This window comes from Levilactobacillus namurensis, assembly GCF_032197885.1.
Lineage (GTDB): Bacteria > Bacillota > Bacilli > Lactobacillales > Lactobacillaceae > Levilactobacillus > Levilactobacillus namurensis_A.
Genome location: NZ_CP134159.1, coordinates 296,641 through 313,684, shown reverse-complemented (window position 1 = coordinate 313,684; position 17,044 = coordinate 296,641). Strand labels below are relative to the sequence as shown.

15 protein-coding genes are annotated in these 17,044 nt (G+C 52.8%); 2 read left to right on the top strand and 13 right to left on the bottom strand.

All coding sequences use genetic code 11. The features are described 5' to 3' along the window. Positions 1-285: 285 nt before the first annotated feature. From RIN67_RS01245 to adhE, 11 genes are all read right to left on the bottom strand, one after another. The gene (locus tag RIN67_RS01245; RefSeq protein ID WP_264999486.1) at positions 286-720 is read right to left on the bottom strand and encodes a protein-export chaperone SecB; all 435 of its coding nucleotides are present in this window, start codon (positions 718-720) and stop codon (positions 286-288) included. Continuing rightward, positions 720-1,283, bottom strand: a complete 564-nt coding sequence (locus RIN67_RS01240) for a helix-turn-helix domain-containing protein (protein WP_264999487.1) — start codon at positions 1,281-1,283, stop codon at positions 720-722. Before RIN67_RS01240 ends, RIN67_RS01245 begins: the two co-directional genes overlap by 1 nt. Positions 1,284-1,504: 221 nt before the next feature. After that, on the bottom strand, positions 1,505-2,164 hold the full coding sequence (locus RIN67_RS01235) for an HD domain-containing protein (protein ID WP_264999488.1): 660 nt from the start codon (positions 2,162-2,164) through the stop codon (positions 1,505-1,507). Next, positions 2,161-2,808: a TetR/AcrR family transcriptional regulator gene (locus RIN67_RS01230; RefSeq protein ID WP_264999489.1), complete on the bottom strand. Its 648-nt coding sequence runs from the start codon at positions 2,806-2,808 to the stop codon at positions 2,161-2,163. The genes RIN67_RS01235 and RIN67_RS01230 overlap by 4 nt, the downstream gene beginning before the upstream one ends. A 240-nt stretch (positions 2,809-3,048) precedes the next feature. Continuing rightward, positions 3,049-4,236 (bottom strand): acetate/propionate family kinase, encoded by a 1,188-nt coding sequence (locus tag RIN67_RS01225; RefSeq protein ID WP_313826088.1) that lies wholly within the window; start codon positions 4,234-4,236, stop codon positions 3,049-3,051. Positions 4,237-4,464: 228 nt separating this feature from the next. Then, the gene (locus RIN67_RS01220) at positions 4,465-4,788 is read right to left on the bottom strand and encodes a thioredoxin family protein (protein ID WP_024747078.1); all 324 of its coding nucleotides are present in this window, start codon (positions 4,786-4,788) and stop codon (positions 4,465-4,467) included. Between the two features lie 323 nt (positions 4,789-5,111). Further along, positions 5,112-5,471: an aggregation-promoting factor C-terminal-like domain-containing protein gene (locus tag RIN67_RS01215; protein WP_264999537.1), complete on the bottom strand. Its 360-nt coding sequence runs from the start codon at positions 5,469-5,471 to the stop codon at positions 5,112-5,114. Between the two features lie 225 nt (positions 5,472-5,696). Then, on the bottom strand, positions 5,697-6,389 hold the full coding sequence (apf, locus tag RIN67_RS01210; protein ID WP_264999491.1) for an aggregation-promoting factor: 693 nt from the start codon (positions 6,387-6,389) through the stop codon (positions 5,697-5,699). Positions 6,390-6,636: 247 nt separating this feature from the next. Beyond that, positions 6,637-6,885: a hypothetical protein gene (locus tag RIN67_RS01205; RefSeq protein WP_107740049.1), complete on the bottom strand. Its 249-nt coding sequence runs from the start codon at positions 6,883-6,885 to the stop codon at positions 6,637-6,639. A gap of 132 nt (positions 6,886-7,017) precedes the next feature. Further along, positions 7,018-7,620 carry an aggregation-promoting factor gene (gene apf, locus RIN67_RS01200; RefSeq protein ID WP_264999492.1) on the bottom strand — a complete coding sequence of 201 codons (603 nt, stop codon included), beginning with the start codon at positions 7,618-7,620 and terminating at the stop codon, positions 7,018-7,020. A gap of 740 nt (positions 7,621-8,360) precedes the next feature. Then, complete coding sequence (gene adhE, locus RIN67_RS01195; protein ID WP_056944901.1) at positions 8,361-10,973, bottom strand: bifunctional acetaldehyde-CoA/alcohol dehydrogenase; 2,613 nt, start codon at positions 10,971-10,973, stop codon at positions 8,361-8,363. Positions 10,974-11,314: 341 nt separating this feature from the next. On the opposite strand from adhE, the gene RIN67_RS01190 reads away from it, so the two are divergent. Together RIN67_RS01190 and RIN67_RS01185 are read left to right on the top strand one after the other, a co-directional pair. Continuing rightward, positions 11,315-13,108 (top strand): glycerophosphodiester phosphodiesterase, encoded by a 1,794-nt coding sequence (locus RIN67_RS01190; protein ID WP_313826089.1) that lies wholly within the window; start codon positions 11,315-11,317, stop codon positions 13,106-13,108. A gap of 252 nt (positions 13,109-13,360) precedes the next feature. Beyond that, positions 13,361-13,909, top strand: a complete 549-nt coding sequence (locus tag RIN67_RS01185; RefSeq protein ID WP_264999494.1) for a hypothetical protein — start codon at positions 13,361-13,363, stop codon at positions 13,907-13,909. A 54-nt stretch (positions 13,910-13,963) separates the two neighbouring features. Here RIN67_RS01185 and RIN67_RS01180 read toward each other — a convergent pair whose 3' ends face one another. Together RIN67_RS01180 and RIN67_RS01175 are read right to left on the bottom strand one after the other, a co-directional pair. Further along, the gene (locus tag RIN67_RS01180) at positions 13,964-14,491 is read right to left on the bottom strand and encodes a DUF1836 domain-containing protein (RefSeq protein WP_024747071.1); all 528 of its coding nucleotides are present in this window, start codon (positions 14,489-14,491) and stop codon (positions 13,964-13,966) included. Between the two features lie 88 nt (positions 14,492-14,579). Then, entirely contained in the window at positions 14,580-16,925 is a 2,346-nt protein-coding gene (locus tag RIN67_RS01175) for a cation-translocating P-type ATPase (RefSeq protein WP_264999495.1), read from the bottom strand. Positions 16,926-17,044: the final 119 nt, after the last annotated feature.

The window sequence follows — 17,044 nt, the reverse complement described above, 5'->3', positions numbered from 1 at the left end:
CTCACTTTCTTGGTTATCTTTAATTTGCCAGTTCCCTAAACTGCTGGGGACTGGCCTCACGAAATTAACGCGTGACACCTATCATACGCGCATTATCGGGGAATGTCATGGGTAAATTTGCGTGCGCAAGAAATGTAACCGCACACGGGGGCTTTCTTACGCCCATCTTGAGTCAACCAAACCGTGTCCAATGAACCGGTGGTCAGCCACCGTCTCCTTGAACCAGACAAAGAAGGCACCCAGACCCGTTCTTGGTCTAGATGCCCATACCTTCATCGCCTGATTTTAGTCCGCTAACTCTGACGCCCCCGGCTGTTCTTTAAGGACCTGAGCCACATCAATGGTCGGTAAGATACAAGCCGGATACTCATTTGACGTATTGGTCAAGTTGGAAACCAAAGAACGCACATACGGATACAAAATAGCCACTGCATTACGCCTAATCAAGGTATCCACCCCAACGCGAGCGGTATCTTTTTCATGGTGATAAACGAATTCCCCACAAACTTGAACGTTAACTTCGAAGGGAGCATCCGTCAAAGAACCTACCTTGACCCCCAGGTTGACTAGCAAACTGTCTTCTTTAACCTTGTTTTCAATCGTTAAGGCTATTTGGGGAGTAAGCGTTACCTTTTGAACTGTCTGGTTGAAAGTTTCATTTCTCTTATAGCTCTGTTCCTTAACTGAATACCCTTTAGATTCCAAAGCCGTAGCTGTCATTAGGCAACGCCTCCTGTCCGCCTGGTAATCTTAAAATAACGCTCATCCGGTTTAGTTTTTAACCCATAAAACTCACTCGGTTGCTTTAAGCCGTCAGGTTCACCATTCTCGATGGCTGCGGTCAGCAGCTTTTCGACGTTCGCGGTTGCTGAATAATCCGTCAAGAATCCTTGTCGCTGATAGTCTTGTTGTGCTTTTCTAAACGAAACTTCTTGTGAAAGTGTCTGAACCCGCTTATTATTTTCGATTTGCGATAGCTTAGAATAACTGATTCCCAACCTTTCAGCAAACCGACGTAAATCAAGTCCTAGACGCTTTCGTAAGTCTTTGATCTGCTGCGGTTCCATGTACCCTTTTCTACGACGATACGCATTAAACGCTACTCTAAAGTTCTCGTTAGGATCCTCAAAGTCGAGCCACAATTCGCCCTCTCGATCCTCCCAATAATGATTCGTCACCAGTAAATCCTTAATATCCTTCACCGAAACAGACTCAGTTTTCCAAACTTCCGTATATTCTTCTTTCGTTTCGGTCTCCGGATTGTAAAAAGTTCTTTTTTTCATTAAATCATCCTCAGCTTCCCGTCCCACTCCGCATCAATCCAATCTGGATTTTCTTCATCTCATTTTAACATGATAAGTTTCCCTGGGGAAACAAAGGACTTTAAACCAACTAAAAACGGCATCCGGGATAAAAAATCCCAGACCCCGTTTGCAACATCTTTAACGATACGGTACTGAAACGTACACCCCAGGCAACCTGCACAATGCCTTCAAAGTCACCTTTATTTCTCGGCCCGCCACTCAGCCTTGAACTCCGCTAAGAAGTCTTTCATGACTGCTTGCCGGTGAGCGGCCAAAGTCTTCGCCGCGTCCGTGTTCATTAAGTCCTTGAGCGTCAAGAGTTTTTCGTAGAAGTGGTTGATGACCGTCTCATTCCCCAGGTTACGGTACTCCGCGTGACTCATCTGGGTACGGGGGGCCACTGCGGGATCATAGATCTTCTCGCCAAAGTGGCCGCCGAAGTAGATGGCCCGGGCGATTCCAATCGCCCCGATCGCGTCTAACCGGTCAGCGTCTTGGACCAGCTGGCCCTCCAGCGGCAAGGGCTTGGCGGTCCCATCGAGGGTCTTATGGAACGACATATTATCCATGATCAAGAAGATGGTCGCCTGCTGGTCGGCGCTAAACCCTTGCGCCGTCAGGAAGTCCCGCACTTCCGCACTAGCGGCCGCGGTATCCGTCACCAACTTCTCGTCGATCACGTCGTGCAGGTAAGCCGCACTCAGGGTCAGGAGCCGGTCCGCTTGGGGATAAGCCTTCAGGAGTTCGTCGGCAAGCCGGACCACCCGTTGAATGTGGTCGAAGCCGTGGCCGGTCTCGTCATCGCGCATCTTGCTCCGGGCAAAGTCATGCACGGCAGTTAACGTGGTATCAGTGGTCATTTCTCAAGTCCTTCTTTCTGATCAGTCGGGGGTTCGCCAATGAAACCGTAAAAAAAGAGGTGATCCAGTTGCGCCGTCAGAGCCTGAAAATGGGCGTCATCCCCAGTAGTCGTCATCTGGGCCTGGCCCGTTGGCGAGCTGATATAGTGCACGAACATGTCCAGGTACAGCATCAAGGCCTCATCACTTAGCCCTGGTGCAATCATCCCCGCCTGCCGGCCACGCTGAATCACGGCGTTCCAGAACCGGTGTTTACCCGCCTGATAAGTATGCATGGTCTCATCCGTCCCATTGCGCCCCTGCATATCCGCCACGATGAAGTGGTAAAAATCCGGGTGCATCTGGTCGGTGACCTGTTGGCTTCCCTGAATCAGCCGCTTCACGATTTCTCGATAGCTCAGGTGCGGGTCATCGACCACGGCCTGAAAGTCCGCGTATCCCTGAGTCACCAGGTCCAAAACTACCTGGTGTCCCAGATTGAGCTTACTCTCAAAATACTTATACAGGGTGACCTGCGACACGTCGGCCTGCGCCGCGATTTCCGAGACGTGGGTCGCCTTGAAGCCGGTTTGGAGAAAGAGCGTCCGCGCCACCTCCAGAATATGTGCGCGCTGGTGCTGCTTTCGTTGCCGATTTGTGGTCATCTGTTCCCACCCCCAATTAAAGTCGTCATGCTTACTGCTTTTCATTTTACCATACCCACACCACCTACTCGGACATCCAGGTTCCGTAAAAAGCTCGGTTGGACACTAGGGTTATATCCTATCGAATACCGTCAATAACTTTCTTGGGCTCGTAATCGCATAAACAAAAACGACCACCCTTCATCTCAGTAACAGGTGAAAAGCGGTCGCTTGATTATTCTGTACAGTAAACTTGCCGACCTAACGACTTAAGCGAACCACGTCGCGGACGATCATCAACTCTTCGTTGGTCGGGACCACCATGACCTTAACCGGCGCACCGTCCGGACTGACCACGCGTTCTTCGCCCCGGAAGTCGTTCTTTTCTGGGTCGATCGTCACGCCCAAGTAGCCTAACTTATCCGCAATCGCTTGACGCATCGCGATCCCGTTCTCCCCGGAACCCGCGGTGAAGACCAGTGCGTCCAGCCCACCTAGTTCGGCTGTGTAACTGCCGACATAGCGGACCACCCGGTTCACGAACATATCGAGGGCCAACTTAGACTTCGGCCACTCATCTTGGGTCTTTTCCAAGTCTCGTTGATCCGGTGAGAGTTCGGACACGCCCAAGAGGCCAGACTTGTGATTCAAAATATCGATCATCTTAGGCATAGTCACATCCAACTTTTCCGCCAGGTACGCCACTAGCGACGGGTCGATGTCCCCGGAACGGGTCCCCATCATGACCCCAGCCAACGGCGTGAAGCCCATCGAGGTATCCAGCGCGTGGCCGTCCTTAAAGGCCGTCACGGACGAGCCGGACCCCAAGTGCAAGGTGATCAGCTTCAGGTCCTCTAACGGCTTGCCTAGCAGTTCCGCCGTCCGGTGGGCGACGTACCGGTGGCTGGTCCCGTGGGCCCCGTACTTCCGGGCCCCGAACTTTTCGTAATACTCGTAAGGGATTCCGTACAGATAGTTAACCTCAGGCATCTGGGCGTATAACGAGGTATCAAAGACCGCAACTTCATGGGCTTCCGGTAAGAGTTGTTCGAAGACTTCAATATAGTAAGCCTGCACCGGATTATGCAACGGCGCGTAGTCCTTCAGTTCCTTGATCTGCTTCAACACGATTGGCGTGATGACGGCGGAGTCCTTGAAGACTTCCCCCCCAGCGACGATTCGGTGACCCACACCCGTGATTTCACTCAGGTGTTTTAAGATCCCGTAGGACTTCAAACGGGTCAGGACCATTGCGGCGGCCAGCTTATTGGTGATGTTGTCTTGGGTCTCCTCATACTTCTGCCCGTTGGCCAACTTCACCTTAAAGACGGACCCCGGTAAATTCAGGCGATCGACCATCCCCGATGCGATGACGGTCTCCTCCGGCATTGAAAACAACTTCCACTTTAACGTTGAGCTTCCGGCGTTAACTGCTAATATCTTGCTCATGTTGCTCCCTCCCAATCTGATCAGTTTCGGTTATCTACCAGTGTAAAGAAAAATGTATCCGCTTTCAAGAAAAGATTGGCTTTTCTTAGCGAATTTTCAGGAATTCCCCGGAATCCTTGACTTAACGGCCCCGAACGTCGGATTGGCCACAAAAAAAGTGCGGGCAATCCCGCACTTTTGCGCCGCTCCCGGCGGCAAGGCTGACCCCTCCCGGAGGTCACCGCTGGTCTAATCAGCTAAGGCTTTATCTAATACCGCCGCAAAATCCGGCTTAGGTCGGGCGCCGACTAAACGGTCAACCACCTGACCATCCTTCTTGATCAAGAAGGTCGGAATCCCCTGCACGTCGAACTTCTGGGCCGTGGCTTGGTCGTGGTCCACGTTGATGGCCGTGAACTTGACCCGTTGGCCGTACGCTTCATCAGCCGAGAGGCTCTTTAAGATTGGGTCCATCATCTTGCATGGAGGACACCAGTCGGCCCGAAAATCAACCACCGTGACGCCCGTATTGGTTTCCGCCTCAAAGTTAGCGTCGTGAATTTCTTTAATCATCCAAATCCTCCTCAAAGCGGGACATTGCTGGGCCTTTAAAATACCCCTAGATGTATATCGGCTAAGATATTTCTATAACATCCTTTTCTAGTGGGCATTTTAACCACCCAGCGGGTTCACGATGATTGGTGTGTGTTAACCGGTAGGTCGATTAACAACGCCTTTTAATATACCCCCGTAGGTATATATTGTCAATTCAACTGTCTCGTTCCTGCCCCACTGGCGACAAAAAAGCCGCTCGCCGAAACCGGAATCGGTCCCAACTAGCGGCTTACTTATTCATAAAAAGGACGCTTAAAAACGTCCAGGGGGAGTGCCTAGAATTAATACCACCCGTGAGACAACCAATGGCGCTTAGCCTTGGTCCAAGTCCCGTAACGGTGGTAGGTATAACGATCGGCCGTCTTTTCTTGATTGGCCTTACTGTAGTCACCGTGCAACATCGAAATCGTCAACTGGTACTTACCGTAGTAGATCCCGTTGCGTGCGCGGTAATTGCCGCCGGATTCGCGCTTAGCGATCCAGGCTTTAGCGGCCGCTTGCTTCTTCGATAACTTGGAGACGTAAACGACCTTGGTCTTGGTGGCAGCCTGCGCCGTCACACTATCGGTGGCCGTTGCCAGACCAGGTAGGGTCAAGGCCACAACTGTTAAAATGGCGAGAACAAAAAGTTTAACTTTAATGGGTCAACCCTCCTAGTGGCTTAATTATGACTAGCATAACCTCTGCAAGTTACAGGAGGGTTTACAAAATGTTACGAAATGGTAACAACCAACCTCATCTTTTCCCGCTAAAGTCGCTCAATCCCCGTCCTCATCGGGTTTCTGCCCACTCAAAAACCACCGCTGCGTACAACGGTGGTTTGAGGATTTATCGCAATTGGTTTTCTAATTAACGTTTCTAACGGTTTAGTACCAACCGTTAGCTTGCCAGAATGCCTTGGCCTTAGACCAAGAACCGTACCGCGAGCTGACGTATTGGTTGGCCACCTTTTCCTGGTTAGCGGCCGAGTAGTCCCCGTTCAGGTAGGAAGCGCTCAACTGGTACTTCCCGATATACTGGCCATTCCGTGCACTGTAAGAGCCACCGGATTCCTTGTTGGCAATCCAAGCCTTAGCACTGGAACTCGAACTGGACGTACTACTGGTCCCCGTGCTGGTTGACCCAGTGGTTTGAGTCTGGGTAGTCGTCGTGGTAGGCGCTTGGTAACGCGTCGTGGTCGTATTCGCTTGCTGGTTCGACGCATAGTGGCTCGCCGTCCCTTGGTAAGCACTAGTCCCTTGCGTAGTACCAGTCGTTTGCGTCTGCTGCGTGGTAGTTGGCGTAGTCTGCGTTGCCTGAGTCGTCGTGGTCTGGCTAGTCGACGCCGAACTTGGAATCACCAGAGATTCCCCCACGTAGATCAGGTTAGCATTCTTTAAGCCGTTCGCCGATTTAATGGCGGAAACGGTGGATTTGTATTGCGTAGCGATCTTGGATACGGTATCTCCCGACTTCACCGTGACCCGGACGTCAGCGTTGGCGGAAGTGGTCGCGAAGAAGCTGGCCCCGATAACGGCGGCGGTTCCTAACGTTGAAACTAAAACTTTTTTGAATGTCATTCTTAAATTGTCCTCCTTGGCGTTGTCGTGATTACTTAACGAGACCTAGCATAACCGCTCAACGTTACACGCCAATTGTGAGGAGGTAACACCCTGATTAAGAAAAACGGGGAAATGTGACAAGTTGTCATCCTAATAACCTTTTTGACATTTAACCCCCTAAATCCCCCTCCTAGACGACAAAAATGACGGGCCCGTGTCAGTTTCCGTTCCCGCCAATTCTTATTCTACTATCGATGAGCATCCCTCACCGTCGCGTAATCAGCAGCCAGGTCCCGCCGAACAGGACTAAGTAACAGAGTTGCCAGAAACACACGATCGTCGTCCAGCTAAGTGTGATGGGAAAGACAAACGACGTCAGCCCAATCAGCGCGAGGTCGACCCAGCGGGCCACCTGCGCATAAGGACCCACGTGGCGGCGAACCAAGACCGCGATGACCCCGCGGCTAACACCGAATAGGACCATGAGGGTCATGGCGAAGACAAAGGTCACCATGGCGGTTCCCCCCTTTCTACCGTTAGGATACCAGTTTTCTAGTCCCCCTGTCAGCAGAACCCAAAAAAGCCGCTCGGACCTGCATCCGAACGACTCTTCATGACTTTAAACGTCAAAATTTATAAGTAAGGCTTAGTACCACCCGTTGGCTTGCCAGAAGGCTTGCGCAGCGGTCCAGGAACCATACCGGCCGGCCACGTATTGGTTGGCGACCTTTTCCTGGTTAGCGGCCGAGTAATCGCCCTTCAAGTAGGCGGAACTCAACTGGTACTTTCCAATGTATTGTCCATTGGTGGCGGTGTAAGACCCCCGTGATTCGCGGTACGCGATCCAGTTCTTCGCGCTGGCTTCGGAGCCGGAAACCCCCGAAGCAGCCGGTTGGGTCGTGGTCTGCGTCTGAGTGGTCTGCGTCGTCGTGGTAGCACTTGGCGCCTGGTTAGACGTGTGACGGTAGGTATGTTGCGTCACACCAGCAGCGTGCGTGGTTGCGGTGGCGTGCTTGGCTGGAATGGCCAGGTTCTCCCCCACAAAGATCAGTGAGCTGTTGGTCAAGTGGTTGGCCTTTTCAATGGCCTTCACGGATGAATCGTACTGGTTGGCTAAGGCCCAAACAGAATCCCCCTGCTTGACCGTAACCCGGGTAGCGGCACTGGCTTGTTCATTGGAAGTAAACAGGCCGGCTCCGGCGACAGCAACTGCGCCTAAAGTCATCACTAAAGCTTTTTTGAATCCCATAAAAAAATAACATCCTCCTTTGATTGCTTAACGGCTCCTAGAATAGCTGACAAATATTACACGGAAATTGTGGTTACATGTCACGGAGGTTAAGAAAGTCTTCTGATTATGTCAGTTTGTCATTTTTGTAATGCCTCTGTTATATAAAACGCTTTAATTGACCCAAATTCGTCCTTTTTCCGCTAAATCTTCGGTCGATTGCTTGATAAAGCAGACAAATTTTCTGTAAAATTTGTCATCTAAAATGAAAAATCCATGAAAATCCCCCGAATTTTGTCCTTAAATTGCCACCAGCGTTATCCGTAAATGGTTTTACTTCCGAATAAATTTCCACCACATTCGTCCGTTGGCAACTCATGGTGATGTCATCCGCCTTACCGGGCGACCAGACAACCATCCTAAAATTCGGCGCCCAATATGTCCGGTCCCCGTAGCAATCAAGTCAGGCCTTAACCATCGAAATCTCACTGGGATAGCCCCCCAAGTGACGTAACCCAGAGGACCTAAGCCCAACGTTAGCCGTGAGGCCGGCCAGACAGGGCTCAGCCGTGAAATTTGACTTAGGGAGCGTTCTGGGCTGCCTTAGTCAAAGGCCCCATTTCGAGACCGCTCTATGGCTCGAAATGGCGCCCACGACGTTCCAGCCCTGTCTGGCCAGCCGGTAAGGCGCTGACTCACACCACAAGTGGACGCAAAACGGGCCGCTGCCCGGAGGCAACGACCCGTTTGTGACGTCAGGGTTACTTTTCAACACCCTTACCGTCGTATTCATCAATCATGATTTGCTTTAATTCAGAAACTAGGGGTTCCTTAGGGTTCGCGGTCGTGCATTGGTCCTCGAACGCTAATTCAGCCAAGTGATCCACCGTCTTGTCGAAGTGGGCCTTGTCCACCCCGTTAGCCTTCAAGCTCAACGTGACCCCAACGGAGTGTGCCAAGTCGATGACCTTCTTGACCAAGGCTTCCTTAAGCTCTTCCTTGGTGTTCCCTGGCAAGCCCAGGTAACGCGCAATCTGAGCGTAGTCTTCATCGGCCCGGAAGTACTCGTACTTCGGCCACATGGACATCTTGGTCGGTTCCTTGAAGTTGTACCGAATCACGTGCGGTAACGTAATCGCGATGGCCAAACCATGTGGTAAGCCGAATTCCCCACCTAACTTGTGGGCGATCGAGTGGTCGACCCCTAAGAAGGCGTTGGCGAAGGCCATCCCGGCTAAGGTCGAGGCGTTGTGCATCTCTTGCCGGGCCGTGATGTCGCCGTTGTAGGAGTTCGTCAGATTGTCCATGACCAGCTTGATGGCCTGTAAGGACCATGGCCGGGTGTAATCGGAAGCCATTACGGAAACGTAGGATTCAATGGCGTGGGTCAACACGTCCAACCCAGAGTAAGCCACGGTCTTCTTAGGCACCGTTTCGATGAACTGGGAATCCACAATGGCCACGTCTGGCGTCAATGCGTAGTCGGCCAACGGGTACTTCACGTGGGTCTTCGAGTCCGTAATCACGGAGAACGGCGTTACTTCCGAACCCGTCCCGGACGTGGTTGGGATGGCAACGAACTGGGCCTTGTGCGGCTTATTGAACTTGTAAGCCCGCTTCCGAATGTCCAAGAACTTCTGCTTAGCGCCGAAGAAGCTAGCCTTAGGGTCTTCGTAGAACAGCCACATGTTCTTGGCTGCATCCATCGCAGAACCCCCACCTAACGCAATGATGGTGTCCGGCTTGAATTGACGCATCAGCGCAACCCCGCGGTTGACCGTATCCGTGGTCGGATCTGGTTCAACATCGGAGAACAGGGAGTACTCCATCCCGTTAGGTTGCCGCTTCAATTCGTTTAAGACCGTGTCCACGTAACCCAATTGAACCATGGCTGGGTCGGTGACCAGGAAGACCCGCTTGATGCCTGGCATGTCATCGAGGTAACGAACGGACGTCTTTTCGAAGTAAACTCGAGGTAATTTAATCCACTGCATGTTATTTCGCCGCTTTGCAATCGTTTTGATGTTCAGTAAGTCGAAGGACGAGACGTTGTGGGACACGGAGTTCTTGCCCCATGAGCCGGTCCCTAAGGTCAATGAAGGAATCATTTCGTTGTACAGGTTCCCAATGCCCCCTAGTGCGGATGGCGTGTTGACCAAGACCCGGCTGGCCTTCATCTTAATGCCGTATTCCGTTGCTAAGTCGTCGTCCATGGTGTGGATGGCGGCCGTGTGGCCCAACCCACCAAAGTGTAAGAGTTCGTCCGCCAACTTGAAGGCCTCGGCGTGGTCCTTAGACTTGTAGACGGAGATAACCGGTGACAGCTTTTCTTGAGACATCGGGTACTTTGGCCCCACGCCCGTCAGTTCAGCGGCCAAGACCTTGGTGGTTGCGGGGACCTTGATTCCGGCTAAGTCCGCGATCTTTTGCGCAGACATCCCAGCAATTGGCCCTTTGACCCCGCCTTCAGGACGGAACATCGCGTCGGCTAAGGCCTTGTGGTCCGCCTTCTTCACGAAGTAGACGCCCCGGTCCTGCATTTCCTTCTTCACGTCGTCGTAGATGTCCTTGTCGATGATGGCGCTGTTTTCAGACGCGCAGACCATCCCGTTATCGAACGTCTTGGATAAGACGATGTCGTAGACGGCCCGCTTGATGTTAGCCGTCTTTTCAATGTAAGCTGGTCCGTTACCAGGACCGACCCCTAACGCAGGCTTCCCGGTAGAGTAAGCGGCCTTGACCATGCCAGGACCCCCAGTAGCCAGCACACTGGCAACCCGTGGGTGGTTCATCAACGCCGTGGTGGCGTCGATACTTGGCTTGTCGATCCATTGAATGACCCCTTCTGGTGCCCCCGCAGCGATGGCAGCGTCCCGAACGACCTTAGCGGCCATTACGGATGACTTCTGTGCTTGTGGGTGGAAAGCGAAGATGATTGGGTTCCGCGTCTTAACCGCGATCAGTGACTTGAATAACGTGGTGGACGTAGGGTTAGTGACGGGCGTAACCCCGGCTAAGATACCCAGAGGTTCCGCAACCGTGATCAGTTCCCGTTCCCGGTCATCCTTGATGATGCCGACGGTCTTATCGTGCTTAATGGTGTGCCAGATTTCTTCCGTCGCGAACATGTTCTTCACGGCCTTGTCTTCCATGACCCCCCGGCCCGTTTCGTCGTAAGCGGCCTTAGCCAGTTCCATGTGGTGGTCCAAGCCGGCGATGGCCATCTGGTGGACGATGTGGTCGACCGTGGCTTGGTCGAAGTCATCCATGGCGCACAGCGCGTCGTGGGCTTTATTGACTAGGCGGTCGATCATTTGGTCAACCGTTTCTTCTTTAGTAGTCGTTTTTGGATTCGTTTTTACGTCTTTTAACATCTCTCTGCCTCCATATGCGTTTGCGTAGAAAAGATATTGTTAACTTATTCACGAGTTCTATCTTATCATGGATTTTTCAAAAGTCCAGAACTTTATGTTAAAAAATCACAATTAATTTTCTGTACAAGTAAACGCTGTTGTATCAAGGTTCTTCTCCGATTAGTTTGTAAGTGCATACACAAACGTCAGTGATTCACAAGCTTTTTATTTTCGTGTGAACTAAATCACTATCATGCCTATTTTCAATTCGTTCGGTCAACCAATTAAGGGTTTCAACTAAAACTTTGTGGTTCGGAATCCAGAGTGTGCTAAATTAGAAACCATACAGAGGAGTTGGTCTTATGCAAGCTTGGGCATTCTGGCGACAGACCAGTCGCCATTTTCGACAACACTGGGGAAGTTACGTGACCCTGGTCTTTCTCACCAACATTGTCATTAGTTACTGTGCGATTCCCGTCTTCGGTTGGTTGACCGCCAATTTGCTGGCCTGGCAACGGATTCCCTACGTCTCCTATACCAACCTGGGCAACATCATCTTGAAGCATCCCCTGGCCGTGATCGGCCTATTGTTGATCCTGATGGCCATCATGGTCCTGGTGTACTGGCAATTCGCCTTCCTACTCTTAGGGATTCGCAACATTCGCCTGGGGCGGCCCCAAGGAACCCTGGCGGTCTTGCGCCGAACGGTTACAAGTCTTACGGGCGCGTCACCCAGTACCTTCCTGTTCTTTATGGGCTACTTCTTGATTATCCTGCCCTTCGGCAGCATTCTCTTTTCCACGCCGCTGCTCAATAAAGCCAAGATTCCCGCCTTTATCGTGAGTTATCTGATGGCTAACCCGCTTTGGGCGACCGTCTTAGTCCTGTTCTACGCACTGGCCATCTACCTGGGGATTCGCCTGATTGCCGTCCTCCCCTTAATGATGCTGGACGGGTACCACAGCCACGCCGCTATCCACGAGAGTTGGCGGGCTACCCAGGGACAATTCTGGAAGTACCTCAGCCGGATGCTCCTGGCCCTGGTGATGGTCTCGCCGATGACCGGGGTGCTCTACGCAGCACTCTACCTGGGACAAGTCTTCTTCGACACCACCCCCGCCGCGCTGGTCATGGCGACGGTCAACCTCTTCTTAATGGAAGTCCTCACCGAGTTCCTGGTCTGCTACGCCACCATCGTCTTCATGACCATCGTCCTCAGCAGTCATGCCGACCACGAACCCACGCCGATGATGCAGCTACAATTCCGGGAACCAGCCCACACTAAATGGCGGACCCGGGCTCTCATCACCTTGGGGCTAACGGTACTGAGTGCGGGGTTAGTGGCCTTCAACCTGGCCTACCTCAACGGCTTAGCCGTCAGCAAGCCCCTCACCATCGCACACCGGGGCGTCGATAACGGTAACGGGGTTCAAAATACGATCCCGGCCCTGATCAAAACCAGCCGGGAGAAGCCCGACTACGTGGAGATGGACGTCCAGGAGACTAAGGACCACCAATTCGTGGTGCTCCACGATACGAATCTAAAAGCGTTGGCGGGCTTGAAACGACAAGTTGGCGACATGACCCTCAGGGAGTTAACGCGGGTCACCGTCACCGAAAACGGCCACCAGGCTAAAGTTCCGAGTTTTGCGGCCTACCTTAAAGCTGCTCACGCCCACCACCAAAAGTTGCTGGTCGAGATCAAAACCAATAAAGCGACCACCCGGGACCTGCCGGAACGGTTCATCAAGCAGTTCGGCCCCACCTTACTGGCCCACCACGATCAGGTCCACACCCTGAGCTACCGGATCATGACCGCCCTGCGTCAACAGGACCCCCACCAGTTCGTGAGCTATATTCTCCCCTATAACCTGACCTTCCCGTACACGGACGCCAACGCTTATACCATGGAGGCGACGACCTTAAATGATGCCTTCATCGACCAGGCGGCTAAGCACCATCAACGGGTCTACGCTTGGGATATCGATGACGTGACCCTGTTGGACCAGATGATGTTCCTCGGCGTCAACGGAATCATTACCGATAACCTGCACGACATGCAGGTTGAAATCAAGAGCAACACGGACCACCCCAGCTACGCTAACCTCCTCCTAACGTTCATGAGTGAGTTAAGCTTAGAGACTCAGATGCAATAGTTTCTGAAACGTCTCCATAATCGGGCCCACTCGTCCGATTCAATAAGTGTCGAAAAAGCCACTCAGTGAGTCTTCTGCGAATGCTCACTGGATGGCTTTTTTATCAGGCCCTAACCCCACTAGTTTGGCCCCATCAGCAGCTACTCACCAGACAACGAGATAGCCGCAGCATTAAAATTGCATTAACATTATAATTGTGTTTTAATGCTAATGGACCTTCTTTCCCCGAAAATCTTCGTAAAGGACTGGTGATTGCCTATTTTAACCAAACTTGCTGGATCGCTCCAACTTTCGCCCAAAACGATTCGACGCTTGCTCTACGTTTATATCGGTTTCTTTGGTCTCCTCTACGTCCTGCAACAAGGTCACCTCATCCAAGAACCCCACTTGAGCTTGGAAGCACCAGCCTTAGCCCAGTTAAGGTCCCCACTTTCGATTGACCTCAACCTGCTATTGATCTTCGGCGGCCTTTCCCTGATTCCCTTCAAGTGGCCCAGTCGTATGATGGCCGGCTGGGTCGTCCTGGGAACCAGTGAAGGACTGGTCCGAATCACCGCCAATTTAACGCTGGCCCAACTTCCAGCCATCCTGGTCTTTCTCCTACAAATGGGGTCTTCTATCTGGTTAGTCTATCTGCTGGCCACCATCTCCGGACGGCTGACTGACCACCTTAAATTTGGCCATTCTAACTTCTACGTCATCAACTGGTGGACGTCCCTGCTGCCCCTGTTAAAAAGGAGCGGCTGGCTCCTCATTCTCGTCTGCCTGACGAACCTCATCACCCGCGCCTGCCTCACCTAAAGGAAAAGCCAGTCCGTCCCCGTTCGAATTGAACGCCGACTGACTGGCTTTTTCTTATTTCGTTTTTTCAACCTTTTGTAACGGTCGTTTGATCAACGTTAATAGTTTTTCGGACTGTAACCGGGCCACCACGGCATCCACCGCGACCTGCATCAGCTTTTCGTTTAAGTTCTCCGCGGCCGGCTGGGTCTGCGATTCACCTAAATGATGCAACCGGTCCTCCAAGCGGCCAATAAAGTTGTCATAGGCCTGCTTCGGGTAGTCCCCCGCCGTAATCTGGTCGATTCCCGACCGCACCGTTTCCGTCTGGAACATAGGCTTTAGGAGACTGATCATCAAGATATCGGCCAGTTGCATGGTCTGGTACTTCTTCTTGACCGGCGCCAGAATCACTTTATGCTTCACGTAGTTGTTGATCATCGCCGGTGTCATCGTGTCTACCCCCAAGGGGCCTAACACCGCATTGATCAATGCCGTGACTTGGTCCATGTACAAATCAAACTTCGGAAGATCATCCCATCTCGGGAGTTTAATATCGTGCATCTGGTGTTCCCAGCGCGTGTATTGATTAAAATCAGCCATATTGTTCCCTGCCCTTCTGTTTGTTACCTGCATTATAACACATCACCTAGTCAAGCTGACTAGCTAAGTCATTTTTAGAAACTAAATCTTACCGCCAATGAATCCGACTCAGAATGCGCTTGCCTAGAATGGCTTGAACCGCGTAAAAAACGGGTGGCACACTCACCATCAACGGCAGGTAAATCAGGGCTAACCGCCAGTTGAAGAGGTTGACCAGCGAGAAGATTCCCCCGAAAAAGAGAAAAATCAACGCGAACAGTCCCGCCATGACTGCGACCAAGAGAACCTTGAAGCGGTTGAGCGGCCGGGCCACCAACAGCAGAGCGTTCAAGCTGACCAATCCCGTCATCAGGACGCTCAAGGTCGAGGTCGTGGCGAAGCTCAGGTGGAACTGGGACCCCAGCCCCATAATCACCAGGATGTAGCCCACCACACAGGTGGCCGCCGGCGCCGCCACTTCCATGACCTGCTTCATGAACCGCCCGGTAATCCGGGCATAGTTCGGTTGTAGGGCCAAGAAGAACGTCGGGATACCGACCATCAGTGACGAGATTGGCGTGAGCTGGATGGGTTCGAACGGGTAACTGCGGGTCATGAAGATAAAAATCAGCGTTAAGACCACCGAATACATGGTTTTGATCAAAAACAGCGAAGCCACCCGCTCGATGTTGTTAATGACCCGGCGGCCTTCGTTCAACACCTTGACCATGGCGTCGAAGTTCGAATGGATCAACACGAAGTCCGCCAGACTCTTGGTGGCCTCACTCCCGGAAGCCATGGCGATACTGCAATCTGCCTGACGCAGGGCCAACAGGTCGTTGACCCCGTCACCGGTCATGGCGACCGTGTGGCCGGCTTGCTGGTAGGCGCGGATCAACCCTTCCTTCTGTTGCGGGGTGACCCGGCCAAAGACGTTATAGGTCTGCACCAAGTGCGCGTAGTCCGGCGTCGCCCCGACCTGACTCATGTCGACCAACTGCTGGGCCCCCGGAATCTCCGCGCGTTGGGCGATGCTGGCCACGGTCACCGGGTTGTCCCCCGAAATGACCTTTAAGGCCACGTCCTGCGTGGTGAAGAAGTTAAAGGTCGCCTTGGCGTGCGGCCGCAATTCGTCGGTGATCAGCAATAATCCTAAAGCACGGGGCTTGGTCGGCCGCGGTGTGGTCAGCTGGTCCACCTGGGCGACCACCAGGACCCGGTATCCCTGTTGGGCTAGGTCTTGAATGTGGGCTTGTAAGGTGGCATCGACCGGATCAAAGATGAACTCCGGTGCGCCCATCACGTAGGCTTGCCCGTCTGGCAACCGCGCGCCACTCCATTTCCGCCCCGACGAGAACGGCAAGACCTCGTCCGCCGCGAGGTCGGGGGTCCCCAGCGCCGCTTGGACGGCCTGGGCAGTCTCGTTATCGTCACCGGTGGCGGCGACTAATTGGGCCAATAACGTCTGTAACTGGGCCTTAGTGAGGCTGGTCAAACCCTCGACCTGCTCCAGCTTAAGCTTACCGCTGGTGATGGTCCCGGTCTTATCCAGGCATAACACGTCGGCCCGCGCCAAAGCCTCGATGGCGGGCAATTCTCGGACCAAGATGTTGTGTCGTCCCAGCGTAAAGGCTCCCGCTGCCAGTGCGACCGACGTCAACAGGACCAGTCCCTGGGGAATCATCCCCCCGACCGCCGCAACGGTTCCCAGGATGGCCCGGTTTGTACTTTGGCCTTTAATTAATGAGGCCACGAACAGGATGATCCCCAACGGAATTAACGTCAGGGTCAACGCTTTAATGATCCGATTAATGATATTTAGTAATTGGCTGGCGGTCCGGTGCTGTTGCTTGACCGAATGGGCCAATTGCTTGACGAAGCTTTGTTCGCCAACCGTGGTGGCCTGGACCGTGGCTTTTCCTCCCAGAATCACGCTTCCCGAAATCAAGCGGTCGCCGGTTCGCTTCATAATTGGCGTTGACTCCCCGGTAATCTGGGACTCGTCGACTTCGATGCCGCCGGTCTCCCGCACCAGACCGTCCACGGGGAGTTGGTCGCCTCGCCCAACCATGATCAGGTCATCTTGGACCAAGTCATCCTGGGTCAGCGAGACGGCCTGGCCGTCCCGGAGAACCGCTAACCGTCCTTCCGAAAGCAGGGCGAGTTTATCCACTTGGCGTTTCGAGCGGATTTCCTGGAAGATTCCGATTCCCGTGTTGACCACGACCACCCCGATGAACAGGAGGTTCTTGTAGCTGCCGGTCATCAAGACCAGCCCCGCTAGGACCAAGTTGATCAGGTTGAACAGCGTCATTAAGTTATCCCGGAAAATCTGTTTGACACTCCGCGTCAGGGGTGGCAACGGGTCATTCTGTAAGCCTTGGTCGATCCGTGCTTGCACTTCAAATTTAGTTAATCCACGATTTAACGCGGTCAGGGGTGGCTGTTCGGGCATGACCCCGCCTCCTTTCGTACCTGCGATTACCGATGATGTAACCGCCTTCTAGCTGACTATTTGCCTATATTGTACAAGAAACTAACGGGGGACGCCTGTAATCCATCTGAATTTTTGCA

Coding starts and splice junctions, on each gene's coding strand:
- RIN67_RS01245 (WP_264999486.1), bottom strand. CDS start 720: ATGACAGCTACGGCTTTGGAATCTAAAGGGTATTCAGTTAAGGAACAG.
- RIN67_RS01240 (WP_264999487.1), bottom strand. CDS start 1,283: ATGAAAAAAAGAACTTTTTACAATCCGGAGACCGAAACGAAAGAAGAA.
- RIN67_RS01235 (WP_264999488.1), bottom strand. CDS start 2,164: ATGACCACTGATACCACGTTAACTGCCGTGCATGACTTTGCCCGGAGC.
- RIN67_RS01230 (WP_264999489.1), bottom strand. CDS start 2,808: ATGACCACAAATCGGCAACGAAAGCAGCACCAGCGCGCACATATTCTG.
- RIN67_RS01225 (WP_313826088.1), bottom strand. CDS start 4,236: ATGAGCAAGATATTAGCAGTTAACGCCGGAAGCTCAACGTTAAAGTGG.
- RIN67_RS01220 (WP_024747078.1), bottom strand. CDS start 4,788: ATGATTAAAGAAATTCACGACGCTAACTTTGAGGCGGAAACCAATACG.
- apf (WP_264999491.1), bottom strand. CDS start 6,389: ATGACATTCAAAAAAGTTTTAGTTTCAACGTTAGGAACCGCCGCCGTT.
- RIN67_RS01205 (WP_107740049.1), bottom strand. CDS start 6,885: ATGGTGACCTTTGTCTTCGCCATGACCCTCATGGTCCTATTCGGTGTT.
- apf (WP_264999492.1), bottom strand. CDS start 7,620: ATGGGATTCAAAAAAGCTTTAGTGATGACTTTAGGCGCAGTTGCTGTC.
- adhE (WP_056944901.1), bottom strand. CDS start 10,973: ATGTTAAAAGACGTAAAAACGAATCCAAAAACGACTACTAAAGAAGAA.
- RIN67_RS01190 (WP_313826089.1), top strand. CDS start 11,315: ATGCAAGCTTGGGCATTCTGGCGACAGACCAGTCGCCATTTTCGACAA.
- RIN67_RS01180 (WP_024747071.1), bottom strand. CDS start 14,491: ATGGCTGATTTTAATCAATACACGCGCTGGGAACACCAGATGCACGAT.
- RIN67_RS01175 (WP_264999495.1), bottom strand. CDS start 16,925: ATGCCCGAACAGCCACCCCTGACCGCGTTAAATCGTGGATTAACTAAA.